Genomic DNA, 25,111 nt, shown 5'->3' on the forward strand with positions numbered 1-25,111 from the left:
GAACGACGTCGACCGAAGAGCGACGACCACCGAAGAACGACGACCACATCGACGAGGGAATCATGTTCAACATTGCCATGGCCGCGCGACGCGGCGGACTGCTGCTGGGCGGCGCCTTCCTGAGCGCCTGCGCGTCGAACGAGGCGCTGGTGCAGGGACCGGTGCAGGTGATGCCGATGCCCGACGGCGCCTATGTCGAGCGCGTCAACAACGGCGCCATCTACCAGCCCGGCATGGCCGCGGCGTCGCTCTTCACCACCGAGCGCCGCGCGCGCCAGGTCGGCGATTCGCTGAAGGTCGCCATCAGCGAATCGCTCAGCGCCTCGCAGAAGAGCAAGACCGACACGAGCCGAGACAACAAGCTCGCGGTCAAGGGCCCGGGCGGCTCCAGCAACGTCGGCATCGTCGACCGGCTGCTCAAGGCCGACGCCACCGCGTCGGGCAGCGATTCGTACAAGGGCAGCGGGGACACCGAAGCCAGCGGCAGCCTCAGCGGGCAGATGGCCGTGTCGGTGATCAACGTGCTGCCCAACGGCCACCTCGTTGTCGCCGGGGAGCGCAGCATCGCGATGAACGGCGGGCTGCAGACGCTGCGCTTCTCGGGCGTGGTCAATCCTCAGGACATCCGCACCGGCAACCAGGTCCAGTCGGCGGACGTCGTCAACGCGCGGATGGAAGTCGCCGGCAAGGGCGAGGTCTCCGAGGCCGCCCGGCGCAGCTGGCTTCAGCGTGTGCTGACGTCCAGTCTGGCGATCTGGTGAGCGATCCGCAGGGATCCGTGTCGACTCAGGCGAGTCGCGCGGCGAGCCGCCGCGCGAGTTCGAGCGCCTCGGCCAGATCCGGGTCCGCGACATCGCCGGAAACGCTCGACAGCCGCTCCAGCACGGCCACCAAGGCGCGCGCCTGCGCCCCCGGTTCGACGGCGTCCGACGCGCCGGCACCCGCCTCCGCCGCGGGCAGTTGCGCGATCAACCGTTGCAGCCAGCCCGCAAGCCGCTCCGCGCGGCTGCGGTCCGCGCGCGACCAGACCGCCCCTTCCGGGCGCTCCAGCACCAGTTCACCGACGACCGCGCCTGACGCATTCCGCAATGACAGCGCCTGAGACGAGCGCCCCGCCCGCGCCGCGCCGCCAATGAGCGTGGGCGTGCCGCCCGCGGTCCAGCGCAGATCCAGCGCCGTCAGCGCGAGGGCTTCCAGCAGTCGCGGTCGCGCCTGCTGCCATTGCGATTCGACGTCGGCGACGGTGGCCACCGCGGCGCCGGAACGGCCCAGCGTCAGCAGCAGGCCCTCCGCACCGTGCGGATCCGTGTCGAAGCGCGCCAGCTGCTCCAGCCGCGCCGGCAACTCGGTCTGTCCGAGCGTCGCCTCCAGGCGCTGCCGCTGCTGCTGGTGGTACCAGCTCGGACCGAGCTGCTCCTGCTCCGCCATCAGCTGTCCCAAGCGGCCGTGCGCCGCCGCCTGCAAGGAGCGCGACTGGATCTCCTCGCCCAGCGCGAGCGCCTGCTGCGCGGGCGGCACGGCCTCCGTGCCGCGACGCAGCTCGCTGATCAGCAGCAGCGTCTGCGCCTGCAGCCAGCGGTAGCGGCAACGGCGCGAGAGATCCTCGGCCTCCGCCGCGAGGGTCAGGGCGTGCGCCACCGCGCCGCTGTCGCGCGCGCAGCGCGCGTGGTGCCACATCGCCTCGGCCTCATAGTCGCGGTGTCCCACGGCGCGCGCGTCGGCGCGGGCTTCGTCCAGGCGCGGCAGCGCCGCCTGGGGGCCTTGCGTCGCGCGCAGCGAGACCGCGCGGTTCAGCGCGATCTTGGAGCGCATGTAGGGGTCGTCGCCCAGCTGCGGATAGTGCAGCTCGGCCTGATCCAGCACGCGACCGCCGCGCGCCCAGTCGCCGAGCGCGAAGCACAGGTGCGCCAGGCCGATCCGCGCCAGGCAGGCCCAGCGGGTCTCGTCGTCGGCCAGCTCCAGCGTCTGGCTCCAGGCGTTGCAGGCCTGGACGTAGTCGCCGCGCTGGTAGTGCATGCGGCCCAGCGCCTCGCTGAGTTCCGCCGCCTCCTCGAGCAGCCGGTGCTGCAAGGCCCGCGCGATCGCCCGCTCGAGCTCGGCCTGCAATTCCGGTCCGCGGCCCCACCGCTCAAGGATGAAGAAGGCGCCGAGCAGCGCCTGGAACGGCGGCTCGCCCTCGCGAGCGATCAGGCGCTGCAGCCGAGGCAGGGCCAGGCCGGGACGCCGCATCACCAGCCGCTCCCAGCGCGCCTGTGGCGTCAAGGCCGCGCGCCCACCGGTGCCACGTCGAGCGCCCGCCTGCCGCACGCGGCCGTCCCTGCCCTTGCTTCCGCGTTCCGCTCGTTCGCCCGCCATGTCGATCCCGTTCGATGCTCCCCCGTGCGGGGAAGGCGAAAGCATAAACGCAGCAGCGACACGCGCTGTCCAGCGACTGGCGCCTCCTCCACATCAATCGCGGATGGAGACCGACCTCGATGTGCAGGTCGCTTGCGGGATGACAGCTCATTTCAGTCATTGAGGGGGAACACCCCTCGAACGGACGATAGAGGCTCTTATCCACCCACCGCCGCCGCCTCATGAAAACGCCCTCGCTTCCCCCGCCGTCAACGCCGTCGCCGCGGTCCTGTCGACCTCGATCACCGCCTTGATCTTCGCGCTGGTCATCGTCCTGCCCGAGGTGGCGGACATGCCGCTCACCTGCGTGGAGCACACGCAGACGACCGTCTGACGCGACGCGCGTCGGCAGCGGCGCTCCGCGCCTGTGCGAGGCCCCCACCAAAGACAAACGCCCCGACGGCATCAGCCTCGGGGCGTTGTTCATCGTGCCGTGGCGTTGTTCAACGCCATGGCCGCTTGTCGAGCATCAAGCCGTGGCTGCGCCCGGGTTGCGCAGACGGATGTGCAGTTCACGCAGCTGCTTCTCGTCGACGAAGGACGGTGCGCCGGTCAGCAGGCACTGCGCGCGCTGCGTCTTCGGGAACGCGATCACGTCGCGGATCGACTCGGCCTTGGTCATCAGCGTCACCAGACGGTCCAGGCCGAAGGCCAGGCCACCGTGCGGGGGCGCGCCGTACTGCAGCGCGTCCAGCAGGAAGCCGAACTTCACGCGCTGTTCCTCGGGGCTGATGTTCAGCGCCTCGAAGACCTTGGCCTGCACGTCGGCCTTGTGGATACGCACCGAACCGCCGCCCAGTTCCCAGCCGTTGAGCACCATGTCGTAGGCCTTGGCCACGCACTTGCCCGGGTCGGTGACCATCAGGTCCTCATGGCCGTCCTTCGGCGCGGTGAACGGGTGGTGCACGGCCGCCCAGCGCTTGTTCTCCTCGTCTTCCTCGAACATCGGGAAGTCGACGACCCACAGCGGCGCCCACTTGTCCTCGAACAGGCCGGTGGTCTTGCCGAACTCGCTGTGACCGATCTTCAGGCGCAGCCCACCGATCGCGTCGTTGACGACCTTGGCCTTGTCCGCGCCGAAGAAGATCAGGTCGCCGTCCTTGGCGCCGGTGCGCGACAGGATGTCCGCGACCGCCTTGTCGTGCAGGTTCTTCACGATCGGCGACTGCAGGCCCTCGCGGCCCTTGGCCACTTCATTGACCTTGATCCAGGCCAGGCCCTTGGCGCCGTAGATCTTGACGAACTCGGTGTAGGCGTCGATCTCGCCGCGGCTCATCGTCGCGCCGCCGGGCACGCGCAGCGCGACCACGCGGCCGCCCGGCGTCGTGGCCGGACCCGAGAAGACCTTGAAGTCGACATCGCCCATCACGTCGGTCAGCTCGGTGAACTCGAGCTTGACGCGCAGGTCGGGCTTGTCCGAGCCGAAGCGGTGCATCGCCTCGGCGTACTTCATCACCGGGTAGTCGCCCAGTTCGACGTCCAGCGCCTTGCGGAAGACGTGGCGGATCATGCCCTCGAACATCGCGCGGATCTCTTCCTCGCCCAGGAACGAGGTCTCGATGTCGATCTGCGTGAATTCGGGCTGACGGTCGGCGCGCAGGTCCTCGTCGCGGAAGCACTTGGTGATCTGGTAGTAGCGGTCGAAACCCGCCACCATCAGCAGCTGCTTGAACAGCTGCGGCGACTGCGGCAGCGCGAAGAACATGCCGTCATGGACACGCGACGGCACCAGGTAGTCGCGCGCGCCTTCCGGGGTGCTCTTCGTGAGCATCGGCGTCTCGATGTCGACGAAGCCGTGCTCGTCCAGGAACTTGCGCGCCTCCATCGCCACGCGGTAGCGCAGCATCAGGTTGTTCTGCATGTACGGGCGGCGCAGGTCCAGCACGCGGTGCGTCAGGCGCGTGGTCTCGGAGATGTTCTCGTCGTCCAGCGGGAAGGCCGGCGTCACCGACGGGTTCAGCACTTCCAGCTCATGGCACAGGACTTCGACCTTGCCGCTGGCGACGTTGGCGTTCTGCTTGTCGGCGGGACGCGCACGCACCTTGCCGATGACCTTGATGCAGAACTCGCTGCGCACGCTCTCGGCCACCTTGAACATCTCGGGGCGGTCGGGGTCGCAGACGACCTGCACCAGACCTTCGCGGTCGCGCAGCTCGATGAAGATGACGCCGCCGTGGTCGCGGCTGCGATGGGCCCAGCCCATCAGGGTCACGGTCTGGTCCAGCAGCTTCTCGCTGACTTGGCCGGCATAGCAGGTACGCATGGGGGTTCTCCGGAAATTCGATGTTCGGTTCGGCGCTGGGGCGGCGGGACGTCGGGGCGACGCGGGCGCGGCCCAGCAGAGGGAAATTCGGACGATGGGCGCTGGCGGGGTCCTGCGGACCCTCAGGACTGAGCGCTTGCCGGGGCGCTCAGCCCGGTCAATTTCGGGTGGCTTCGCTCGGCAGGACGATCGCGGGATCCCCTTGAGGCGCGACGACACCCATCGAGATGATGTATTTGAGCGCCTCGTCGACGCTCATCGCCAAAGGCCGCAATTGCGCGCGGGGCATCATCAGGAAGAAGCCGGACGTGGGGTTGGGCGTCGTCGGCACGTACAGCGCGACGTGCTCGTCGGCCTCGGCGCCGCTGAGCGTGCCCAGCTGCTGCGCCACTTCACCGCGCGGCGTGCCGGTGACGAAGGCGATGGTCCAGGAGCCCTGGTGCGGGTACGGCACCAGCACCGCCTCGCGGAAGGCATTGCCGCTGGACGAGAACAGCGTGTCCGAGACCTGCTTGACCGAGCTGTAGATGCTCTTGACGATGGGGATCTTGTAGAGCAGCTTGTCCCACTGGCGCAGCCACCACTGGCCGAAGATGTTCGCGACGAACATGCCGGTCAGCATCAGCAGCGCGACCATGACGACCACCCCGAGGCCGGGGATGTCGTGCAGTTGCCTCAGCGACTGCTGGGCGGCCAGCGGCAGCAAGGCGCCGACGGCCGACAGCAGCCAGACGAAGACGCCGTCGATCATGCCGAGCACCCAGAGGAGCACCCAGACGGTGATCGCGAGCGGGAGCCAGACCAGCAGGCCGGTGATGATGTACTTGCGCATGCCTGGGTCCGGGCCTCGGGATCAGTGGCAGGCGCAGGAGCCGCCGCAGGCCGTGCCTGAGGAGGAGGCCGACGAGCCGGAAGAAGAGTCGGAAGAGGCGGTCGACGACGCGGCGGTCGACCCGCCCGAGGTCGCGGCGCCCTCGGCACCGGCAGCCGGCGCGGCGGCGGACGTCGCCGCGGCCGCGGTCGAACCGCCGCGGAAGTCGGTCGCGTACCAGCCCGAGCCCTTCAACTGGAAGCCGGCGGCGGTGACCTGCTTCGAGAAACTCTCCGCGCCACAGGCGGGGCAGACGGTCAGCGGGGCGTCGGACAGCTTCTGCAGCACGTCTTTGGCGTGGCCGCAGGCGCCGCAGCGGTAAGCGTAGATCGGCATGTTGAAGGGACTACCGGGTGAAAAACCGGAAATTATATAGAGAGCGCCGCCGACGCCCAGGTCATGCCCGGGCCATGCAGGTCTTGTTCGCGTCGCCGGTGACGCTCAGGCCCCGCCGGCCAGGCGGTGGTGCGACCCGTGCGAATCCTTGATCGCCTGGGGTCCCAGCGAGCCGATCAGCATGCCGACGATGCCCGCCAGCAGGCCCGCCAGTTGCGACGGGAACTGCTCGCCGGCCGGCGTCACGATGAACAGCAGCCAGGTGATCACGCCCAGCACGATCGCGAAGATCGCGCCCTGCGTCGTGGCGCGCTTCCAGTACAGGCCGAAGACCAGCGGGACGAAGGCACCGACCAGCGTGACCTGGTAGGCGCCGGAGACCATCTCGTAGATCGAGGTGCCCTGCAGCGCGATCGCGTAGCCGCAGACGCAGATCGAGAACAGCAGCACCGCGATGCGCATCGTGCGCAGCTCCTGCTTGTCCGAGACGCGCGGGAAGAACTGGCGCCAGATGTTCTCGACGAAGGTCACCGACGGCGCCAGCAGCGTGGCCGAGGCGGTCGACTTCAGCGCCGACAGCAGCGCGCCGAAGAAGATCACCTGCATCACGAAGGGCATGCGGTCCATCACCAGGCGTGGGATGACCTGCTGCGGATCCTCCGCGATCAGTTGCTTGGCAGCCTCCGGCATGATGATCAGCGCGCTGACCACGATGAACATCGGCACGAAGGCGAACAGGATGTAGCAGATGCCGCCGATGACCGGCCCGCGCGTCGCGGCCTTGATGTCCTTGGCCGACATCACGCGCTGGAACACGTCCTGCTGCGGGATCGAGCCCAGCATCATCGTCACCGCCGCGCCGAGGAAGAACACGATGTCGTGGAAGCTCGGCTCGGGCAGGAAGCGGAACATGTCCTGGCTGCTGGCCAGCGAGATGACCTTGTCGGCGCCGCCGGCCATGTCGGCCGCGAACCAGGCAATGAGGGACAGGCCGACCACCAGGATGATCATCTGGATGAAGTCGGTCACGGCCACCGACCACATGCCGCCGAACAGCGTGTAGGCCAGGATGGACGCGGTGCCGATCATCATGCCCACGGGGATGCTGATCGCGCCGCCCGACAGCAGCTTGAACACCAGGCCCAGCGCCGTGACCTGCGCCGCGACCCAGCCGAGGTAGGACAGGATGATGATGAAGCTGCAGACCACCTCGACCACGCGGCCGTAGCGCTCGCGGTAGTAGTCGCTGATCGTCAGCAGCGTCATCTTGTAGAGCTTGGCCGCGAAGAACAGGCCGACCAGGATCAGGCACGACCCGGCACCGAAGGGATCCTCGACGACGCCGTTCAACCCCGTCTGCACAAACTTGGCCGGGATGCCCAGCACGGTTTCGGAGCCGAACCAGGTCGCGAAGGTCGTCGTGATGATCATCACCAGCGGCAGATGGCGGCCGGCGATGGCGAAGTCCGCGGTGTTCTTCACCCGTCTGGCGGCCCACAGGCCGATCGCGATGGTGACAAGCAGGTAAAGGATGACCAGGGTCAGGAGCATGGCGGCGGGCCTTGGGAATGCGGGGAAGGCAAGGGCGCGGGAGTACGCACACAAAATTGCGCGCGGATTATCCCCGGAACGTCGAGCCTTGCTGCCCAGGGTCCACCCGCCCTCGGACGGGGCGCCGATCACCCTCGTTGCCGCTGACGTGGCCGACGTCGAGCCGATGCCGCGTCGCGCCGGAAACGACATGCGTCAAGCGGGATCGGACGCGCTCCGGCGTCCAAGGCCGTCACCACGATCGTCCTGACGGCGGCCCGTCGGCGGGTGCCCTCCGCATGGGCAGCCGCGCGGCCGCCATCCACGCGCCCCGGCGGCGCCCTCGGCCTCCTCGCCCGATGCACCCGGCCCAAACGGTTCGCTCTGCTTAGTTTCCGGGAGGCAACTAATTCATTTGGGTCAGGCGGACCACCTCACACATGAGTTCCAGGGATGGGGCTCGACAGGGGGCGCGCCGTCCAATTCCTCTCATGCCTTTTCACCCCCAAGGGAGCGCCGCGACGTGGATGCCCTGACCGTAGACCTGGATTTCATCGTGGGCCGCGTCGCCAAGACCGTCGGCGAATTGAGCGCCCTCGCGCCCGGCCAGACCCTCCCCCTCGACGCGTCGACGTCGGCCTCGGTGCGCATCGTCGCGCACGGCACCGAACTCGGCACCGGGCGGCTGGTCGAACTCGAGGGGCACCTCGCCGTCGAGATCCTGACCTGGGGGAATCCGCGATGAACGGAAGCGGCGCCATCGCGCCGGTCCGACGCCCCCTCTTCCACTGCTTCTTCCACTGCCCCCGTTCTTCCTCCTGCGCCTGGCGCGGCGCGACCTCTGCTCTGTCCTAGGGAGCCCCGGCCCCGGACCATCCCCGTCGGGCAAGCGCCTGACACCGAGCCGAACGGGGATCCGGGCCTTCTTCGAGTCTGTTCATGAACCACGATACCGAAGCCATGAGCCACACGGGCGACGCCCACTCGCAAGAGCCCGCGATGCCCGAGATGTCCACGAGCCTGACACCCGGACACGACCTCGCGATCGACGATCTCGCGGATGCCACGCAAGCGGCCCGGGACATCGACGGGATGCCGGTCCTGGCGCCCGAGGATCCCGAACTCGTCCGACAGCGCCAGCAGCTCGTGCTGACCCACATCGTGACGATCGCCCGGGATTCGCGCAGCGACTCCAGCAAGCTCAAGCGCTTCCTGCGGCGCTACGAGCGCTCGCCGGGTGAACTCGACGACATCATCCAGGACGCCATGCTGGAGGCCACGCGATGCGCGGATCGCTTCCAGGCGCGCTCGTCGGTGGAAACCTGGTTCTTCGGCATTGCCGCCAACGTCGCCCGCAATCACGTGGCGCGCTGCTCGAAGCGCAAAGGCCAGATGGAGAGCCTCGACGAATCGCCCCACATGATGGATGCGGAGTCGGTGCATCGGCCGCGAGACGCGACCATGGACGTCAGCCAGCAGGTCGAATACCGGCAGCTCGCCGGGATCGTCGACGTGACCTTGTCCGGCCTGTCCCCGGACCTGCGCTGCACCTTCGACCTGGCCTGCCTGCAGGAAGAGTCCTATCGCGACGTCGCCGAGATCCAGTCGATCCCGGTCGGCACGGTGCGATCGCGCGTGAACCGGGTGAGGACGCTGCTGCGCTCACGGCTGAAGCAGGGCTTCGCCGACTACGCCACCTGACGCCGCCCTGCCCGCGCCGCCCTCGGCGACGCCTCAGTCGATCCAGCGCATCGCGAGCTGGGTCAGCACCAGGGCCACCATGAAGCCGCCGACGCCCCACAGCAGTGCCTGCAGCAGATGATTGGTGCGGCGCTGCTCCACCAGCAGCTGGCGCGTCAGGTCGGCATGGCCGTCCTCGGTGCGCTGGCGCAGCACCTCGTGCATCAGCCGCGGGAATTCCGGCACCATCTGCGCGAAGCGCGGCGCCTCCTTCTTCAGCTGGCGGACGAATGCGCGCCAGCCGATCTGCTCGTCCATCCAGCGCTCGAGGAACGGCTTGGCCGTCGCCCAAAGGTCCAGGTCCGGATCGAGCTGCCTGCCCAAACCTTCAATGTTGAGCAGCGTTTTTTGCAGCAAAACAAGCTGAGGCTGAATCTCCACGTTAAATCTGCGGGAGATCTGAAACAGGCGCATCAGGACCTGGCCCAGCGAGATGTCCTTCAGCGGCTTGTCGAAATGCGGCTCGCAGACGGTCCGCACGGCGCCTTCCAGCTCGTCGACGCGGGTCTCGGGCGGCACCCAGCCGGATTCGATGTGCAGCTCGGCGACACGCTTGTAGTCGCGGCGGAAGAAGGCGATGAAGTTCTGCGCCAGGTAGTCCTTGTCGACCTCGGTCAGCGTGCCGATGATGCCGAAGTCCAGCGCGATGTAACGGCCGAAGGTGTGCGGATCCAGGCTGACCTGGATGTTCCCGGGATGCATGTCGGCGTGGAAGAAACCATCGCGGAACACCTGCGTGAAGAAGATCGTCACCCCGTCGCGGGCCAGCTTCTTGATGTCGACGCCCGCCTCGCGCAGCCGCTCCAGCTGCGAGATCGGCACGCCGCGCATGCGCTCCATGACGATGACCTCGCTGCGGCAGAGCTCCCAGATCATCTCCGGGACCATCACCAGCTGCAGGTCCTGCATGTTGCGGCGGAGCTGGGCCGCGTTGGCGGCCTCGCGCACCAGGTCCAGCTCGTCGTGCAGGTAGGTGTTGAACTCGCCGACGACCTCGCGTGGCTTGAGCCGCCGGCCATCGGCGGAGAAACGCTCCACCCAGCCCGCCAGCGTGCGCATCAGCGCCAGGTCATCCTCGATGATGTCCAGCATGCCCGGCCGCAGCACCTTGACGGCGACTTCACGCCCGTCGTGCAGCGTCGCGAAGTGGACCTGCGCGATCGACGCGCTGGCCACCGGCTCGGCGTCGAAGGTGGCGAACAGCTCCTCGATGCGGCGGCCGAACGCGCGCTCGATCAGCTCGCGCGACAGCTCGGCGGGGAACGGCGGGACGTTGTCCTGGAGCCGCGACAGCTCCTCGATCATGTCGGGCGGCACCAGGTCGCGGCGTGTGGACAGCAGCTGGCCGAACTTGACGAAGATCGGCCCCAGCCGCTCCAGCGCCAGGCGCAGGCGCGCGCCGCGGGGCTGGTCCCAGGCGCGGCCGACGGTGATCAGCCGGCGCAGGAAGCGGAACCGGCGACGCTTGAGCGTGGACAGCGCCAGGTCGTCCAACCCGTGGCGATAGAGGGTCCAGACGATGACCAGCAGGCGGGACAGGTACCTCATTCAGGACCTCATGCCCGGCCTTGGCCGTCGGGCATGAAGCGGCCCGCGGTGCGGGCCAGCGTCGCCATCGCCGCGGCCGCCGCCCGGCCGAAACGGCCGAGCTGATGCGCCACGGCCGGACCGGTGATGGCCGCCAGGTCGTCCTCGATGTCCCAGCGCACGTGATCGATCAGCCAGTTGAAGTCGCCGGCGAGTTGCGCGTCGCCCTGCACCCGCACGTCCGGACGCGCGCCCGACAACGCCGCGAAGGCGGCGGCGGCGGGGTTGGACGCGTCCAGCTCGATGAGCAGGTCCGGTTCTTGCCTAGGGGCATCCTCGTCGCCCAGCCGTTCGAGAAGACCGGCGGGGGTGATGCGCAGACGCAGGTCAGGTGCGGCCGGCAGCATGGCCGGCCAGCCAGCCAGCCGCAGTCGCAACGTCTTGCCCGTATGCGGGGCCAGACGCGCGGTGGCGACGGGCTCGCGGGACATGACATGGTTGAGCAACAGCGTGATGCGATCCTGGACAGCGGGGGCGAGGAGCTTGGACCATTCTTGAAGCATGGGGCGGATTGTAGGCAGGGCGCGATGGCGGTCCCGGCCACAATGGAACCGGTGACAAGCTAGGGGGTCCGGTTACGAGTCCGCGCAACGAATTGAGCGAGAATTTCCGGCTCTTGGCCGGGGAAGGACCACTGGGTAATGTTTGAGGACCGAAATTACAAAAGAACCTTCTACAGCGCGCCGCAGTCGGTCCAATCCTTCATCGCGGCCTTCCTGGAACCGACCCTGATCGTCCTGGTCTACCTGACCCTGCTGGCCTGGTTCGGCGAGCCGGTGATGCGTTCCACGTACACGCTGTGCATGCTGGTGTTCGCGCTGACCTTCCCGGGGCGCAACCGCTTCGCCGATCATCCCGCGAGTGCCGTCACCGACATCGTCGGTTCGTGGCTGATGCTGCTGCTGATCCTGGGCATGTTCGCCTATGCGACCAGCAGCTTCCATTACTTCGAACGGCCGGTGCTGCTGTGGTGGGCGCTGCTGACGCCGCTGGCGCAGATCGCCGCGGTCGAGATCGGCCGCCGCGTGCTGCGCTGGCGCTCGCGCCAGCCGTGGATCCGGCGCACCGCGGTGATCATCGGCGCGGGACCGCTGGGCGCGAAGGTCGCCCGGGCGCTGCAGTTCGGCACCGTCGGCGGCGCCGACTGCCTGGGCTTCTTCGAGGACCGCACCGACGACCGGCTGCATCCCGACTGCCTGGGCAAGGTGCTGGGCACGCTGCCGCAGCTCAGCGACTACGTCCGCACGCACGGCGTGCGCGAGGTCTACATCACGCTGCCGCTGGGCTCGCAGCCGCGCATCCTGCGACTGCTGGAACAGCTGCAGGGCACGACCGCCTCGCTGTTCTTCGTGCCCGACGTGTTCGGCATCAGCATCATCCAGGGCCGGCTGCAGGACGTGAACGGCGTGCCTGTCGTCGGCATCCTGGAGACGCCCTTCACCGGCGTGAACGAGGTCGTCAAGCGGATCAGCGACATCGTGCTGGCGTCGCTGATCCTGGTGCTGATCTCGCCGATCCTGGTGATGCTGGCCATCGGCGTGAAGATGAGCTCGCCGGGACCGGTGATCTTCCGCCAGCGCCGCAACGGCCTCGACGGCGAGGAGATCATGGTCTACAAGTTCCGCTCGATGCGCTCGATGGACAACGGTGCCGTCGTCAAGCAGGCGACCAAGGGCGACTCGCGCATCACGCCGTTCGGCGCCTTCATCCGCAAGACCTCGCTGGACGAGCTGCCTCAGTTCGTCAACGTGCTGCAGGGGCGCATGAGCATCGTCGGGCCGCGTCCGCACGCGGTCGCGCACAACGAGGAATACCGCCAGATCATCAAGGCCTACATGGTCCGCCACAAGGTCAAGCCGGGCATCACCGGCTGGGCCCAGGTCAACGGCCTGCGCGGCGAGACGGACACCGTGGACAAGATGAAGGCGCGCGTCGAATACGATCTCGAATACCTGCGCAACTGGTCGCTGGGGCTGGATCTCCAGATCATCGTCCGGACCGTGCGGCTGATGCTGTTCGATCGCCACGCCTACTGATGACGACAACAAGAAGGGGATCCCACCGATGAAGCGACTCCACCGCCTGGCCCTGCCGTCCGTGCTGCTGGCCACCGCCGCGGCGCCCGTGCTGGCGCAGAGCGATGCCGGCAGCCCCTGGTACCTCGGGGCTTCGCTGGGTCACTACTACACGGACAACGTGTTCCGTTCGAACGCTGCCTCCAACAGCGACCAGCTGACCTCGCTGAGCCTGCTGGCCGGCGCCGACACCCGGCTGGGCCGTCAGCGCGTCCATGCCGACGCGCGCTTCAACGACACGCGCTACCAGCACAACAGCTCGCTGGACAACCGCGGCTACAACATCGACACCGGCCTCGACTGGGAAACCGCGGGCAACCTGTCCGGCACGCTGGACTACACGACCGCGCGCACGCTGGCCGACTTCAACAGCAACACCGGCATCGCCCCGACCACCGAACGCAACCTGCAGACCGACCGCAGCCTGGGCGGCAGCATCCGGCTGGGCCTGCCCAACCTCTCGCCGTTCACGGTGGAAGGCACCTTCTCGCGCCGGGAGCGCGACTACTCGCTGGCGCTCTGGGACAGCCAGGAGTACCGCCAGAACATGTCGTCGCTGGGCGTGCTCTACAACGCCAGCAGCGCCTGGCGTTTCGGCGTGGCGGGCCGCTACACCAAGGGCCGGGTGCCGTCCAACGGCTTCGAGTGGGACCGCAAGGACATCGACCTCACCGCGCGGTGGCGCGCCACCGGCTCGAGCAGCCTGGACGCGCGGATCAGCCGCAGCACCTCGGACTCCTTCACGGGAGTCACAGGCTCGCTGAGCTGGAACCTGGCCCCGGGCGGCCGCTGGTCGCTCAACACCAAGCTGTCGCGCGACACCGGCGTCGAGGCCTATTACCTGGGCATCAACAACGGCCTGGCCGACTTCAACCGCGTGCAGACCGCGCTGCAGTCGCAGCTCAGCTACCGGCTGAGCGGCAAGGTCACGGCCACGGCCGGCCTGGGCATCACCAAGCTCAGCCGCAACGGCGACATCGCCCTGCCCGGCGCCGGCGCCAAGGACGACTCCAAGCAATACAGCCTGGGCCTGGCCTGGGAGGCACTGCGCAACGTCACCGTGGGCTGCTCGTACACGCGCTTCGACCGCGACACGTCCAACGTGCTGTACTCCTACAACGCCTACACCGCCGGCTGCTACGTGCAGGGCATGATCCGCTGAGACCCGGGACCTCCTCATGGCCAACGACACCATCCTGCTGACCGGCGCGACCGGCTACATCGGCTCCCACACCTGGCTCGCGCTGCAGGCGGCCGGCTACCGCGTCGTCGGCGTGGACAACTTCAGCAACAGCTCGCCGAAGGTGCTGGAGCGGCTGACCGAACTCAGCGGCCAGACGCCGCTGTTCGAGAAGCTCGACGTCTGCGACGGCGCCGCGCTGGACGCGGTCTTCAACGAATACCAGCCCGCGGCGGTGGTGCACTTCGCCGCCTACAAGGCGGTCGGCGAGTCCACGACCAAGCCGCTGAGCTACTACCGCAACAACCTCGACGGCCTGCTGACCGTCTGCGAGACCATGCGCCGCCATGAGTGCAAGCGCATCGTCTTCTCGTCCAGCGCCACCGTCTACGGCCAGCCGAAGACCCTGCCGCTCCGCGAGGACGCGGACCTGATGGCCGTCAACCCGTACGGCGCGACCAAGCTGATCGGCGAGGGCATCCTGCGCGACCTGGGCGCGTCGGACCCGCGCTGGCAGACCGCCTGCCTGCGCTACTTCAACCCGGTCGGCGCGCACGAGAGCGGCCGCATCGGCGAGGACCCGCGCGGCATCCCCAACAACCTGATGCCCTACGTGACGCAGGTCGCCGTGGGCCGCCGCGCGAAGCTCTCGATCTTCGGCGACGACTACGACACCCCCGACGGCACCGGCGTGCGCGACTACATCCACGTGGTGGACCTGGCCGAGGGCCATGTCGCGGCGCTGAACTTCCTGCTGCGCGGCGACGAGTCGATCTGGGTCAACCTCGGCACCGGCCGCGGCTACAGCGTGCTGGACCTGGTGAAGGCCTTCGCCGCCGCCAGCGGCCGCGAGATCCCCTACGAGATCGTCGCCCGCCGTCCCGGCGACGTCGCCGCCTGCTACGCCGATCCGGCACTGGCCCGCGACAAGCTCGGCTGGTCCGCGAAGTACGATCTGCAGCGCATGTGCGAGGACAGCTGGCGCTGGCAGTCGTCGAACCCGAACGGCTTCGAGGCCTGACCGGCCGCCGGCGGCGACCGGCACAGGTCCAGTTTTTGATTCACCAGACACCCGGCGCGCGGCCGCCGGCAAGAGACCAAGAGGGAGCAGTACCTTGAGCAAGATCGACACGCAGCCGGTGATCATGGCGGGCGGCAGCGGAACACGGCTGTGGCCGCTCTCGCGCGCCGGCTACCCGAAGCAGTTCCTGGTGCTGAACGGCAACACCAGCCTGTTCCAGCAGGCGGCGGAACGTCTGGCCGCATTGTCCGCCGAGGACATCGCCGTGAAGGCGCCGATCGTCGTCGGCAACGAGGAACATCGCTTCATGGTCCTGGACCAGCTGCGGGAACTGCAGCTCACGCCCGGTGCGGTCGTGCTGGAGCCGGTCGGCCGCAACACCGCGCCCGCGATCACGCTGGCGGCGCTGCAGGCGCTCGACGGCGGCGCGGACCCGGTGCTCGTCGTGACGCCGGCGGACCAGACCGTCACCGACAGCCCCGCCTTCACCGCCGCGCTGCAGGACGCCGTGCGTCAGGCCAGCGACGGCGCGATCGTGATCCTGGGCATCACCCCGGACCGGCCGGAAACCGGCTACGGCTACATCCGCGCCGGCGCTGAAGGCGCCGGCCTGCGCGTCGAAGCCTTCGTCGAGAAGCCCGATGCGCCCACCGCGCAGAAATACCTCGACCAGGGCGGCTATTACTGGAACAGCGGCATGTTCGTGCTGCGCGCCAGCGTGTGGCTGAAGGCGCTGCAGCAGTTCCGCCCCGACATCGACCAGGCCACCCGCGTCGCCTTCGCCGCCAAGGCGGTGGACGGCGCCTTCGTGCGCCCGGCCAAGGAGGCCTTCGCCGCCGTGCCGTCGGAGTCCATCGACTACGCCGTGATGGAGCGCTGCCCCGGCAGTCCGATCGCCCTGCGCATGGTGCCGCTGGACGCCGGCTGGAACGACCTGGGCGCCTGGGAGGCGGTCTGGCAGGTCGCCGACAAGGACGAGTCCGGCAACGCCAGCCGCGGCGACGCGATCATCGCGGACAGCCGCAACACGCTGGTGCATGCCACCAGCCGGCTGGTCTCCGCCGTGGGACTGGACAACATCGTCGTCGTCGAGACGCCGGACGCGGTGCTGGTCGCCGACCGCAGCAAGAGCCAGGACGTCAAGAAGATCGTCAACCAGCTGACGGCCTCGCAGCGCGACGAGCAGAACCTGCACCGCAAGGTGCACCGTCCCTGGGGCTGGTACGACAGCATCGACATGGGCGAGCGATTCCAGGTCAAGCGCATCATGGTCAAGCCCGGCGCCTCGCTGAGCCTGCAGATGCACCACCACCGCGCGGAGCACTGGATCGTCGTGCAGGGCACGGCCGAGATCGTCAACGGCGACAAGACGCTGCTGCTGACCGAGAACCAGTCGACCTACATTCCGCTCGGCCAGGTCCACCGCCTGTCCAACCCCGGCAAGCTGCCGCTGGAGATCATCGAGGTCCAGTCCGGCTCCTACCTGGGCGAGGACGACATCGTGCGTTACCAGGACACGTACGGCCGCAATTGACCCCTGCCACCGACCCTCACCCGGGGGGACGCGGCGGGCGGCGACACGAAAGTCGGATGAAAGTCGGATACAAAGCCGTCCTCGGAAAGAACAGGAGAAGGCCGTGTCCGTGATCGCCGTCGTCGGGTTGGGGTATGTGGGACTGCCGCTGGTGGTCGAATTCGGCAAGCACGGCCGCACGATCGGTTTCGACATCGCCGTGGACAAGGTCGCCAGGTGCCGCGCCGGCACCGACCCGTCGCGCGAGCTGACCGACGAGGAAGTGCAGGCCGCCGTCCACGCCGAGTACCACAGCGACCCGGCCTGCCTGGCCGAGGCCGACGTCATCATCGTCGCCGTGCCCACGCCGGTGGACCAGGCCCACATCCCCGACTTCAAGCCGCTGATCGGCTCCTCGACCAGCGTCGGGCGCCACATGAAGCGCGGCGCGGTCGTCGTCTACGAATCGACCGTCTATCCCGGCGCCACGGAAGAGGTCTGCATTCCCGTGCTGGAGCGGGAGTCCGGCCTGAAGTGGAAGCAGGACTTCTTCGTCGGCTACAGCCCGGAGCGCATCAACCCGGGCGACAAGGAACACACGCTGACGAAGATCCTCAAGATCGTCTCCGGCGACACGCCCGAAACGCTGGACATCGTCGCGAAGACCTACGAGCAGATCATCGTGCCCGGCGTGCACCGCGCGTCCAGCATCAAGACGGCCGAGGCCGCCAAGGTCATCGAGAACACCCAGCGCGACCTCAACATCGCGCTGATGAACGAGCTGGCGATCATCTTCGAGCGCATCGGCCTGGACACCTCCGAAGTGCTGGAAGCCGCGGGCACGAAGTGGAACTTCCTGAAGTTCAAGCCGGGCCTGGTCGGCGGCCACTGCATCGGCGTGGACCCGTACTACCTGACCCACAAGGCCGACATGCTGGGCTACCACCCGCAGGTCATCCTGGCGGGCCGGCGCATCAACGACGGCATGGGCAAGTTCATCGCCGAGCAGACCATCAAGCAGATGATCGCCGCGGGCTCGCACGTCAAGGGGGCCAAGGTCAACGTGCTGGGCCTGACCTTCAAGGAGGACTGCGGCGACCTGCGCAACTCCAAGGTGATCGACATCATCCAGGAGCTGCGCAGCTACGGTGTCGAGGTCTTCGTGACCGACCCGGCCGCCGAGGCCGACGAGGCGATGCATGAGTACGGCGTGCAGCTGCACGCCTTTGAGGACCTGCCGCGCGCCGACGCCATCGTCGCCGCGGTCGCCCACCGCGAGTACAAGGCGCTGGGCGTCGGGGACCTCGCCGCCAAGCTGGTCGACGGCGGCGCCTTCATCGACGTGAAGGCCGCATTTAACAGCGACAATCTGCGCGCGGCCGGCCTGCGGGTCTGGCGACTGTGACGGCGGACGGCGCTCAGCCGCCGTCGTCGCCTCAGGCTCCCTTTCGGACGATCCGCGCGGATCACAGACATTTCAGGAAAGCTCCATGACGATCCTCGTCACCGGCGGCGCCGGCTTCATCGGCAGCAATTTCGTGCTCGACTGGTTCAAGACCTCGGACGAGCCGGTGGTCAACCTCGACGCCCTCACCTACGCGGGCAACCTCGAGAACCTGGCCTCGTTGAAAGATGACGCCCGTCACGTCTTCGTCCAGGGCGACATCTGCGACCGTGCCCTGATCGACCAGCTGCTCGCCACGCACCGGCCGCGCGCGATCGTGCACTTCGCGGCCGAGTCGCATGTCGACCGCTCCATCCACGGTCCCGGCGCCTTCATGCGCACCAACGTCGAGGGCACCTTCACGCTGCTCGAGGCGGCGCGGGCCTTCTGGACCGCGCTCGAGGGCGACGCGAAGGCGGCCTTCCGTTTCCACCACGTCTCGACCGACGAGGTCTACGGCTCGCTGAAGGCCGAGGACCCGCCCTTCGCCGAAACGAACGCGTACGAGCCCAACAGCCCGTACTCGGCCTCGAAGGCCGCCAGCGACCACCTGGTCCGCGCCTGGCATCACACCTACGGCCTGCCGGTGGTCACGACCAACTGCAGCAACAACTACGGCCCGTACCATTTCCCCGAGAAGCTGATCCCGCTGATGATCGTCAACGCGCTGGCCGGCAAGCCGCTGCCCGTGTACGGCGACGGCCAGCAGATCCGCGACTGGCTCTACGTCACCGATCACTGTTCGGGCATCCGCGCGGTGCTGGCCGGCGGCACGCTGGGCGAGACCTACAACATCGGCGGCTGGAACGAGCAGGCCAACATCGACATCGTGAAGACGGTGTGCGCGCTGCTCGACGAGCTGCGTCCCGATCCCGCCGGCCCGTACGCCCGCCTGATCACCTACGTCAAGGACCGCCCTGGCCACGACCGCCGCTACGCGATCGACGCCCGCAAGATCGAGCGCGACCTGGGCTGGCGCCCGGCCGAGACCTTCGAGACCGGCATCCGCAAGACGGTGCAGTGGTACCTGGCCAACGAGGAGTGGTCCGCGCGCGTGCTCTCGGGCGCGTACCGCGAGTGGGTGTCCAAGCAGTACGGCGGCTGAGGACTGGCATGAAAGTTCTGCTGCTCGGAAAGAACGGCCAACTGGGGTGGGAACTGCAACGCGCCCTCGCCCCGCTGGGTGAACTGGTGGCGCTGGATCGCAGCGAAGGCGGCGACCTCGGCGACGGCGATGCGCTGCGCGCCACGGTGCGCCGCGTCGCGCCGGACGTCATCGTCAACGCCGCGGCCTACACCGCCGTCGACAAGGCCGAAAGCGAGCCCGAGGCGGCCCGCCAGATCAACGCGCTCGCGACCGGTGTCCTGGCCGAAGAGGCCCAGCTGCTCGGCGCGCTGCTGGTCCATTACTCGACCGATTACGTCTTCGACGGTGCCGGCGACGACTGGCGCTTCGAGGATGCCCCCACCGGTCCGCTGAGCGTCTACGGCAAGACCAAGCTCGAAGGCGAGCAGCTGATCACCGCAAGCGGCGCCGACGCGCTGGTCCTGCGCACCAGCTGGGTCTACGCGGCGCGCGGCGGCAATTTCGCCAAGACCATGCTGCGGCTGGCCGCCGAGCGCGAGCAGCTGAAGGTCGTCGCTGACCAGATCGGCGCGCCCACCGGCGCGGACCTGCTGGCCGACGTCACCGCGCACCTGATCCGCGCCACGCTGAGGGATCGCGCCCTGTGCGGCACCTACCACGCGGTCGCCAGCGGCGAGACCAGCTGGCACCAGTACGCCAAGCACGTGCTGACGCGCGCGCGGGACCGGGGCGTGGCGCTGAAGGTGCAGCCCGAGCAGGTCGAGGCGCTGGCCAGCAGCGCCTATCCGACGCCGGCGCCGCGTCCGCTGAACTCGCGCCTGGACAACCACAAGCTGCAGGACCGGTTCGGCCTGGTGCTGCCGCACTGGCAGACCGGCGTGGACCGGCTGCTCGACGAGATCCTGTGAGAGGAGACCGCACGATGGGCAACGACACCCGCAAGGGCATCATCCTGGCCGGCGGCTCCGGCACGCGGCTGCATCCGGCGACGCTGGCGATCAGCAAGCAGCTGCTGCCGGTCTACGACAAGCCGATGGTCTACTACCCGCTCAGCACGCTGATGCTGGCGGGCATGCGCGACATCCTGCTGATCAGCACGCCGCAGGACCTGCCGCGCTTCGAGGCGCTGCTGGGCGACGGTTCGCGCTGGGGCATCAACCTCCAGTACTGCCTGCAACCGAGCCCGGACGGCCTGGCGCAGGCCTTCATCCTGGGCAGGGACTTCATCGGCAACGCCCCGAGCGCGCTGGTGCTGGGCGACAACATCTTCTACGGCCACGACTTCGCCGGCCTGCTGGGCAACGCCGATGCGCAGACCGACGGCGCCACCGTCTTCGCGTACCACGTGCATGATCCCGAGCGCTACGGCGTGGTCGAGTTCGACGCGGGCAAGCGCGCCGTCAGCATCGAGGAAAAGCCCAAGGTGCCCAAGAGCAACTACGCGGTCACGGGTCTCTACTTCTACGACCGCCAGGTCTGCGACATCGCTGCCGACATCAAGCCCAGCCCGCGTGGCGAGCTCGAGATCACCGACGTCAACGCCCGCTATCTCGCGCAGCAGCAGCTGCGCGTCGAGATCATGGGCCGAGGCTACGCGTGGCTGGACACCGGCACGCACGACAGCCTGATGGAGGCCGGCCAGTTCATCGCGACGCTGGAGAAGCGCCAGGGACTGAAGGTCGCGTGCCCGGAGGAGATCGCCTATCGCAAGGGCTGGATCACCGCCGAGCAGCTCGAGCAGCTGGCGCAGCCGATGCTCAAGAACGGTTACGGGCAATACCTGAAGCAGGTGCTCAACGAGAAGGTGTTCTGATGACTGTGATTCCCACCGCGCTGCCCGAGGTGCTGATCATCGAGCCGAAGGTCTTCGGCGATGCGCGCGGCTTCTTCATGGAAAGCTGGACCGAGCCGAAGTTCAACGCCGCCTGCGGCTACGACGTGCGCTTCGTGCAGGACAACCATTCGCGCTCCAGCCAGGGCGTGCTGCGCGGCCTGCACTTCCAGCTGCCGCCGCATGCGCAGGGCAAGCTGGTGCGCTGCACGGCGGGCGCGGTGTTCGACGTCGCCGTCGACATGCGCCGCTCGAGCGCCAACTTCGGCAAGTGGGTCGGCGTCGAGCTGACCGGCGAGAACCATCGCCAGCTCTGGATCCCGCCGGGCTTCGCGCACGGCTTCCTGGTGCTGAGCGAGACGGCGGACTTCCTCTACAAGACCACCGACCTGTACGCGCCGCAGGCCGAAGGCTCGGTGCGCTGGGACGATCCGGCGATCGGCATCGAGTGGCCCCAACTGCCCGTCGAATTCAAGCTCGCCGAGAAGGACGCGAAGGCGCCGCTGCTCGCGGACGCCAAGTCCTTCGATTGATCCCTCGATGACCGCGCCGCTGCTGCATCTCATCGCGGGCGCGCGGCCGAATTTCATGAAGCTCGCGCCGCTGGTGCGGGCCCTGCGGGCCGACGGCCGGCTCGCGTGGAAACTGATCCACACCGGCCAGCATCACGACGCCGCGATGAGCGGCGTGTTCTTCGACGAGCTCGGCCTGCCGCCGCCCGACGTCTCGCTGGACTGCCACGGCGGCGGTCATGCGCAGCTGACCGCGCGGATCATGCAGGCGTACGAGCCGCACGTGATCGCGGACCGTCCCGCGGCCTGCGTCGTCGTCGGCGACGTCGACTCCACGCTGGCCTGCGCGCTGACGGCCCGCAAGCTCGGCGTGCCGGTGGCGCATGTCGAGGCCGGCCTGCGCAGCGGCGACATGACGATGCCGGAGGAGATCAACCGCCGCGCGACCGACGCGATCGCGGACTGGCTCTTCACGACCGAACCCAGCGCCGCGGCGCATCTGCGCCGTGAAGGTCATCCGGACACACGCATCGCGGAGGTCGGCCACGTGATGGTCGACAACCTGCTGTTCCAGCTGCAGCGGCTGGACGCCGGCGATGCCGACGCGCACGCCGCCGAAGCGGCGGCCCAGGCAGCGCTCGAGGCCGCCGGCGCGTCGGGTGCAGCGGCGGGTCGCTTCGGCGTCGTCACGCTGCATCGGCCGGCCAACGTGGACGATCCGGTACAGCTCGCGGCCTTGATGCAATCGCTCGGCACGCTGTCAGCGCGGCTGCCCTTGCTGTTCCCGGTGCATCCGCGCACGCGCGCGCGCCTGGAGGCGATCGGCCTGACGCCGGCACCGGGGCTGCATCTGCTGCCTCCCCTGCCCTACCGCCCCTTCCTGGCCCTGTGGCGCCGCGCCGCGTTGGTCCTCACCGACAGCGGAGGCCTCCAGGAAGAGACCACCGCGCTGGGCATCCCTTGCCTCACGCTGCGCGACAACACCGAGCGGCCGGTCACGGTCGATCTCGGCACCAACCAGATCGCCGGCACTGATCCGGCGCGCATCCTGGAGCTGGCACTGCGACGGCTCGACGCCATCGACGGCCGCTGGCCCTCATCCCTGCCCTCTCCCGCAAGCGGGACAGGGGGACGGACGGCCTCTGCACTGCCACCGCCGCTGGCCCTCACCCCTGCCCTCTCCCGCAAGCGGGAGAGGGAGAAAGAGGCTCAGGCGCTGCGAGTAGAGCCGGTCGGACTCCCTCTCCCGCTTGCGGGAGGGGGCGGGGGTGAGGGCCAGCCCAACGTTGAAGTACGCCGCCCCCCACTCTGGGACGGCCATGCCGCCGGGCGGATCGTGTCCCGGCTGGTCCGCGACCTGCTGGGCTGACCGCCCTCCCGCCCCCCGGTTCCGGGGGGAGTCGATGCATCTCCTTACAGGTCGGCGCACGCAGAAAGGTGCGCCACTCGTACAGTCCTTCGCTCAGGTGCCCGGAGAGGCGCCCGGCTGGTGCAGAGGAGGTAAGCCATGCACGTTTCCATCGCCCCGCACGGGGAGGTGGCCGGTTCCGCCGTCGGCGGACCGTCCACCGCAGAGACAAGCGCAACCACGGCGACAGAGACGACCGGCAGTGCCGGCACCGATGTCGCCGCCGCCATCGATTTCGACAGGATCCGCGCTGCACTGATGGTGCTGGGCATCGGGCTGCATGCCGCGGATGTCTTCGTCAGCGCGGGTGACTGGCTGGTCGCCGATCCGCACCGTAGCGTCGCCTTCGACGCGCTGGTCGCGCTGATCCACAGCTTCCGCGTCCCCGGTTTCTTCCTGCTGTCGGGCCTGCTCTTCGCAGGCAGCCTGTCGCGTCATGGCACGCCGGGACTGGCGCTGCGCCAGCTGGTGCGCCTGGGCGTGCCGCTGCTGACCTGCTGGGCCATCCTCAACGCCGCGCAGACCGCCTTGCTGGCCTGGTATCGCGGCGGCGACCCCTGGGAGGCGCTGGCATCGATCTCGACGCCGATGGGCCATCTCTGGTTCGTGCGCGACCTGCTGGTGATCAACCTGCTCGTGCTGCTCTGGGTGGCGATCCGCGGCGCCCTGCCGCGTCGGGCCCGCCAGAAGACCGCCTCCACCGCCATGCCCACGTCCCACCCGATCCACTGGCTCACCGTGGCGCTGATCGGCGCCCTGCTGAGCCACGTCCTGCTCGTCGTCATCCGGCTGAGCGGCCTGGCCTACGCGCCGGGACCCGGTGGCCTGACCTTGTTCAACCTGGCGTTCTACGCACCGATGTTCCTGGCCGGACTGACGATGCGACACCACCCGACATGGCTGGCCGGCTGGCTGCGCACCCCGTGGTGGCTGCTGCCGGTGGCGGCGTTCGCGGCCAACTGGGGCGATGCGGCCAGCGACACGCTGCCGAACGCGCTGGCGCGAGAAGTGGCGCTGGCCGTGGAGCTGCTCGGGATCTGGCTGGCCACCGGCGCGGCCATCGGCCTGCTCGCGCGGTGGCGGGGCCGCGGGCGTGGCGGTCTCGGCGGCCGTCTGAGTGGTGCCTGGGGCCGCGCGCTCGCCGACGCGAGCTACACGATCTTTCTGGTCCACCACCTGATGGTGGTGGCGCTGGCGCTGCTCTTGCTGCCGCTGGACTGGCCCGCGGCGCTGAAGTTCGCGCTCATCGCTTCAGGCGCACTGGCGCTCAGTCTGGCCTTCCACCGCTGGGTGGTGCGCCCCTTCGCCGTGACGCGGCTGCTGTTCAACGGCCGCCTCCCGGCGACCCGGCACGAACCACCCGTCACTGCGGCGGCCGGGCGCGCCTGACAGCCACGCCTGCGGCACCCGGGTCACCCCGAGCGTCCGCAACGCGACGTCACGTTCAGTTCGTGTCGAGGGCCGGGAAGCCCTTGACCAGATCGTCGACGGCCTTGACCTGTTCCAGGAAGGGCCTGAGCTGCGACAGGCGCAGGGCGCTGGGGCCGTCGCAGAGCGCCTTCGCCGGATCCGGATGCGCTTCCAGGAACAGCCCCGCCAGGCCGATCGCCATGCCGGCGCGGGCCAGCTCGGTCACCTGTCCGCGGCGGCCGCCCGACGCCGCGGCACCGGACTCGCGCTGCTGCAGCGCATGGGTCACGTCGAAGATCACCGGCTTGCCGCCGCTGACCTGCTTCATCACGCCGAAGCCCAGCATGTCGACGACCAGGTTGTCGTAGCCGAACTGCGCGCCGCGATCGCAGAGCATCACGTTCGGGTTGCCGCCTTCCTGGAACTTCTCGACGATGTTCTTCATCTGGGGCGGGCTGACGAACTGCGGCTTCTTGATGTTGATGACCCGGCCGGTCTTGGCCAGCGCGATCACCAGGTCGGTCTGGCGCGCCAGGAAGGCCGGCAGCTGCAGCACCTCGCACACGGCACCCACCTCGGCCGCCTGATGAGGCTCGTGCACGTCCGTCAGCACGGCCACGCCGTGGGCTTTCTTGACCGCCTCGAAGATCTTCAGGCCGGCTTCCAGGCCGGGGCCGCGGTAGCTCTTGATCGAGGAGCGGTTGGCCTTGTCGAACGAGGCCTTGAACACGTAGGGGATGCCCAGTTCCTTCGTCACGCGGACGTACTCGCCGCACACGTCGACGGCGAACTGTTCCGACTCCAGCACGTTGACCCCGCCGAACAGCACGAACGGCTTGGCGTTGTCGACCACGATGTCATTGATCTTGACCATCTCGATTCCCTCAGGCGAAGGCGGCAGTATCCCAC

22 protein-coding genes are annotated in these 25,111 nt (G+C 68.6%); 14 read left to right on the top strand and 8 right to left on the bottom strand.

Annotation, left to right across the window (positions count from 1 at the left end; genetic code table 11):
• Window positions 1-62 precede the first annotated feature (62 nt).
• Window positions 63-761 (top strand): flagellar basal body L-ring protein FlgH, encoded by a 699-nt coding sequence (locus tag ACQ859_RS26320; protein WP_431263440.1) that lies wholly within the window; start codon window positions 63-65, stop codon window positions 759-761.
• Window positions 762-786: 25 nt separating this feature from the next.
• Here the strand turns inward: ACQ859_RS26320 and ACQ859_RS26325 are convergent, their stop codons facing one another.
• The 5 genes from ACQ859_RS26325 to ACQ859_RS26345 all read right to left on the bottom strand — a co-directional run bounded on the left by ACQ859_RS26325 (window position 787) and on the right by ACQ859_RS26345 (window position 7,415).
• Window positions 787-2,355: a hypothetical protein gene (locus tag ACQ859_RS26325; RefSeq protein ID WP_431263441.1), complete on the bottom strand. Its 1,569-nt coding sequence runs from the start codon at window positions 2,353-2,355 to the stop codon at window positions 787-789.
• Window positions 2,356-2,863: 508 nt separating this feature from the next.
• A complete protein-coding gene (gene aspS / locus ACQ859_RS26330) occupies window positions 2,864-4,657 on the bottom strand; it encodes an aspartate--tRNA ligase (RefSeq protein ID WP_431263442.1) in 1,794 nt (597 codons plus the stop codon).
• Between the two features lie 157 nt (window positions 4,658-4,814).
• Complete coding sequence (locus tag ACQ859_RS26335) at window positions 4,815-5,489, bottom strand: DUF502 domain-containing protein (RefSeq protein WP_431263443.1); 675 nt, start codon at window positions 5,487-5,489, stop codon at window positions 4,815-4,817.
• A 21-nt stretch (window positions 5,490-5,510) separates the two neighbouring features.
• Window positions 5,511-5,864, bottom strand: a complete 354-nt coding sequence (locus tag ACQ859_RS26340; protein WP_431263444.1) for an FmdB family zinc ribbon protein — start codon at window positions 5,862-5,864, stop codon at window positions 5,511-5,513.
• Between the two features lie 105 nt (window positions 5,865-5,969).
• Window positions 5,970-7,415, bottom strand: a complete 1,446-nt coding sequence (locus ACQ859_RS26345; protein ID WP_431263445.1) for a sodium:solute symporter family protein — start codon at window positions 7,413-7,415, stop codon at window positions 5,970-5,972.
• 502 nt (window positions 7,416-7,917) lie between these two features.
• On the opposite strand from ACQ859_RS26345, the gene ACQ859_RS26350 reads away from it, so the two are divergent.
• Together ACQ859_RS26350 and ACQ859_RS26355 are read left to right on the top strand one after the other, a co-directional pair.
• Window positions 7,918-8,139 (top strand): FliM/FliN family flagellar motor switch protein, encoded by a 222-nt coding sequence (locus ACQ859_RS26350; protein ID WP_431263446.1) that lies wholly within the window; start codon window positions 7,918-7,920, stop codon window positions 8,137-8,139.
• 194 nt (window positions 8,140-8,333) lie between these two features.
• Entirely contained in the window at window positions 8,334-9,095 is a 762-nt protein-coding gene (locus ACQ859_RS26355; RefSeq protein WP_431263447.1) for a sigma-70 family RNA polymerase sigma factor, read from the top strand.
• A 33-nt stretch (window positions 9,096-9,128) separates the two neighbouring features.
• Here the strand turns inward: ACQ859_RS26355 and ubiB are convergent, their stop codons facing one another.
• The gene (ubiB, locus tag ACQ859_RS26360; protein WP_431263448.1) at window positions 9,129-10,682 is read right to left on the bottom strand and encodes a ubiquinone biosynthesis regulatory protein kinase UbiB; all 1,554 of its coding nucleotides are present in this window, start codon (window positions 10,680-10,682) and stop codon (window positions 9,129-9,131) included.
• 8 nt (window positions 10,683-10,690) lie between these two features.
• Complete coding sequence (locus tag ACQ859_RS26365) at window positions 10,691-11,224, bottom strand: hypothetical protein (protein WP_431263449.1); 534 nt, start codon at window positions 11,222-11,224, stop codon at window positions 10,691-10,693.
• A 138-nt stretch (window positions 11,225-11,362) separates the two neighbouring features.
• Between ACQ859_RS26365 and ACQ859_RS26370 the strand changes: the two genes are divergently transcribed.
• From ACQ859_RS26370 to ACQ859_RS26420, 11 genes are all read left to right on the top strand, one after another.
• Complete coding sequence (locus ACQ859_RS26370) at window positions 11,363-12,757, top strand: undecaprenyl-phosphate glucose phosphotransferase (protein WP_431263450.1); 1,395 nt, start codon at window positions 11,363-11,365, stop codon at window positions 12,755-12,757.
• A gap of 28 nt (window positions 12,758-12,785) precedes the next feature.
• Window positions 12,786-13,958, top strand: a complete 1,173-nt coding sequence (locus ACQ859_RS26375) for a hypothetical protein (RefSeq protein WP_431263451.1) — start codon at window positions 12,786-12,788, stop codon at window positions 13,956-13,958.
• 16 nt (window positions 13,959-13,974) lie between these two features.
• Window positions 13,975-14,997, top strand: a complete 1,023-nt coding sequence (gene galE, locus ACQ859_RS26380; RefSeq protein WP_431263452.1) for a UDP-glucose 4-epimerase GalE — start codon at window positions 13,975-13,977, stop codon at window positions 14,995-14,997.
• Window positions 14,998-15,121: 124 nt separating this feature from the next.
• Window positions 15,122-16,531 (top strand): mannose-1-phosphate guanylyltransferase/mannose-6-phosphate isomerase, encoded by a 1,410-nt coding sequence (locus ACQ859_RS26385; RefSeq protein ID WP_431266659.1) that lies wholly within the window; start codon window positions 15,122-15,124, stop codon window positions 16,529-16,531.
• A 103-nt stretch (window positions 16,532-16,634) separates the two neighbouring features.
• Window positions 16,635-17,915, top strand: coding sequence for a nucleotide sugar dehydrogenase (locus ACQ859_RS26390; protein ID WP_431263453.1), 1,281 nt, complete (start codon window positions 16,635-16,637; stop codon window positions 17,913-17,915).
• An 85-nt stretch (window positions 17,916-18,000) separates the two neighbouring features.
• A complete protein-coding gene (gene rfbB / locus ACQ859_RS26395) occupies window positions 18,001-19,059 on the top strand; it encodes a dTDP-glucose 4,6-dehydratase (protein WP_431263454.1) in 1,059 nt (352 codons plus the stop codon).
• An 8-nt stretch (window positions 19,060-19,067) separates the two neighbouring features.
• Window positions 19,068-19,949: a dTDP-4-dehydrorhamnose reductase gene (gene rfbD, locus ACQ859_RS26400; protein WP_431263455.1), complete on the top strand. Its 882-nt coding sequence runs from the start codon at window positions 19,068-19,070 to the stop codon at window positions 19,947-19,949.
• 14 nt (window positions 19,950-19,963) lie between these two features.
• On the top strand, window positions 19,964-20,854 hold the full coding sequence (gene rfbA / locus ACQ859_RS26405) for a glucose-1-phosphate thymidylyltransferase RfbA (RefSeq protein ID WP_431263456.1): 891 nt from the start codon (window positions 19,964-19,966) through the stop codon (window positions 20,852-20,854).
• Window positions 20,854-21,405 carry a dTDP-4-dehydrorhamnose 3,5-epimerase gene (rfbC, locus tag ACQ859_RS26410; protein ID WP_431263457.1) on the top strand — a complete coding sequence of 184 codons (552 nt, stop codon included), beginning with the start codon at window positions 20,854-20,856 and terminating at the stop codon, window positions 21,403-21,405. The genes rfbA and rfbC overlap by 1 nt, the downstream gene beginning before the upstream one ends.
• A 7-nt stretch (window positions 21,406-21,412) precedes the next feature.
• Window positions 21,413-22,753, top strand: coding sequence for a non-hydrolyzing UDP-N-acetylglucosamine 2-epimerase (gene wecB, locus ACQ859_RS26415; protein WP_431263458.1), 1,341 nt, complete (start codon window positions 21,413-21,415; stop codon window positions 22,751-22,753).
• Between the two features lie 138 nt (window positions 22,754-22,891).
• The gene (locus ACQ859_RS26420; RefSeq protein WP_431263459.1) at window positions 22,892-24,181 is read left to right on the top strand and encodes an acyltransferase family protein; all 1,290 of its coding nucleotides are present in this window, start codon (window positions 22,892-22,894) and stop codon (window positions 24,179-24,181) included.
• A 55-nt stretch (window positions 24,182-24,236) separates the two neighbouring features.
• On the opposite strand, the gene kdsA is transcribed toward ACQ859_RS26420, so the two are convergent.
• Entirely contained in the window at window positions 24,237-25,076 is an 840-nt protein-coding gene (kdsA, locus tag ACQ859_RS26425) for a 3-deoxy-8-phosphooctulonate synthase (RefSeq protein ID WP_431263460.1), read from the bottom strand.
• Window positions 25,077-25,111 lie beyond the last annotated feature (35 nt).

This window comes from Roseateles chitinivorans (assembly GCF_050632235.1).
Classification (GTDB): domain Bacteria; phylum Pseudomonadota; class Gammaproteobacteria; order Burkholderiales; family Burkholderiaceae_C; genus Roseateles; species Roseateles chitinivorans_A.

What these genes read in the sequence shown, in the direction of transcription:
- ACQ859_RS26420 (WP_431263459.1), top strand. Translation starts at nt 22,892, where the DNA reads ATGCACGTTTCCATCGCCCCGCACGGGGAGGTGGCCGGTTCCGCCGTC.
- rfbD (WP_431263455.1), top strand. Translation starts at nt 19,068, where the DNA reads ATGAAAGTTCTGCTGCTCGGAAAGAACGGCCAACTGGGGTGGGAACTG.
- rfbC (WP_431263457.1), top strand. Translation starts at nt 20,854, where the DNA reads ATGACTGTGATTCCCACCGCGCTGCCCGAGGTGCTGATCATCGAGCCG.
- ACQ859_RS26365 (WP_431263449.1), bottom strand. Translation starts at nt 11,224, where the DNA reads ATGCTTCAAGAATGGTCCAAGCTCCTCGCCCCCGCTGTCCAGGATCGC.
- ACQ859_RS26325 (WP_431263441.1), bottom strand. Translation starts at nt 2,355, where the DNA reads ATGGCGGGCGAACGAGCGGAACGCGGAAGCAAGGGCAGGGACGGCCGC.
- ACQ859_RS26375 (WP_431263451.1), top strand. Translation starts at nt 12,786, where the DNA reads ATGAAGCGACTCCACCGCCTGGCCCTGCCGTCCGTGCTGCTGGCCACC.
- ACQ859_RS26385 (WP_431266659.1), top strand. Translation starts at nt 15,122, where the DNA reads ATGGCGGGCGGCAGCGGAACACGGCTGTGGCCGCTCTCGCGCGCCGGC.
- ACQ859_RS26340 (WP_431263444.1), bottom strand. Translation starts at nt 5,864, where the DNA reads ATGCCGATCTACGCTTACCGCTGCGGCGCCTGCGGCCACGCCAAAGAC.
- ACQ859_RS26355 (WP_431263447.1), top strand. Translation starts at nt 8,334, where the DNA reads ATGAACCACGATACCGAAGCCATGAGCCACACGGGCGACGCCCACTCG.
- aspS (WP_431263442.1), bottom strand. Translation starts at nt 4,657, where the DNA reads ATGCGTACCTGCTATGCCGGCCAAGTCAGCGAGAAGCTGCTGGACCAG.
- galE (WP_431263452.1), top strand. Translation starts at nt 13,975, where the DNA reads ATGGCCAACGACACCATCCTGCTGACCGGCGCGACCGGCTACATCGGC.
- wecB (WP_431263458.1), top strand. Translation starts at nt 21,413, where the DNA reads ATGACCGCGCCGCTGCTGCATCTCATCGCGGGCGCGCGGCCGAATTTC.
- ACQ859_RS26320 (WP_431263440.1), top strand. Translation starts at nt 63, where the DNA reads ATGTTCAACATTGCCATGGCCGCGCGACGCGGCGGACTGCTGCTGGGC.
- ACQ859_RS26345 (WP_431263445.1), bottom strand. Translation starts at nt 7,415, where the DNA reads ATGCTCCTGACCCTGGTCATCCTTTACCTGCTTGTCACCATCGCGATC.
- ACQ859_RS26335 (WP_431263443.1), bottom strand. Translation starts at nt 5,489, where the DNA reads ATGCGCAAGTACATCATCACCGGCCTGCTGGTCTGGCTCCCGCTCGCG.
- rfbA (WP_431263456.1), top strand. Translation starts at nt 19,964, where the DNA reads ATGGGCAACGACACCCGCAAGGGCATCATCCTGGCCGGCGGCTCCGGC.
- ACQ859_RS26370 (WP_431263450.1), top strand. Translation starts at nt 11,363, where the DNA reads ATGTTTGAGGACCGAAATTACAAAAGAACCTTCTACAGCGCGCCGCAG.
- rfbB (WP_431263454.1), top strand. Translation starts at nt 18,001, where the DNA reads ATGACGATCCTCGTCACCGGCGGCGCCGGCTTCATCGGCAGCAATTTC.
- ubiB (WP_431263448.1), bottom strand. Translation starts at nt 10,682, where the DNA reads ATGAGGTACCTGTCCCGCCTGCTGGTCATCGTCTGGACCCTCTATCGC.
- kdsA (WP_431263460.1), bottom strand. Translation starts at nt 25,076, where the DNA reads ATGGTCAAGATCAATGACATCGTGGTCGACAACGCCAAGCCGTTCGTG.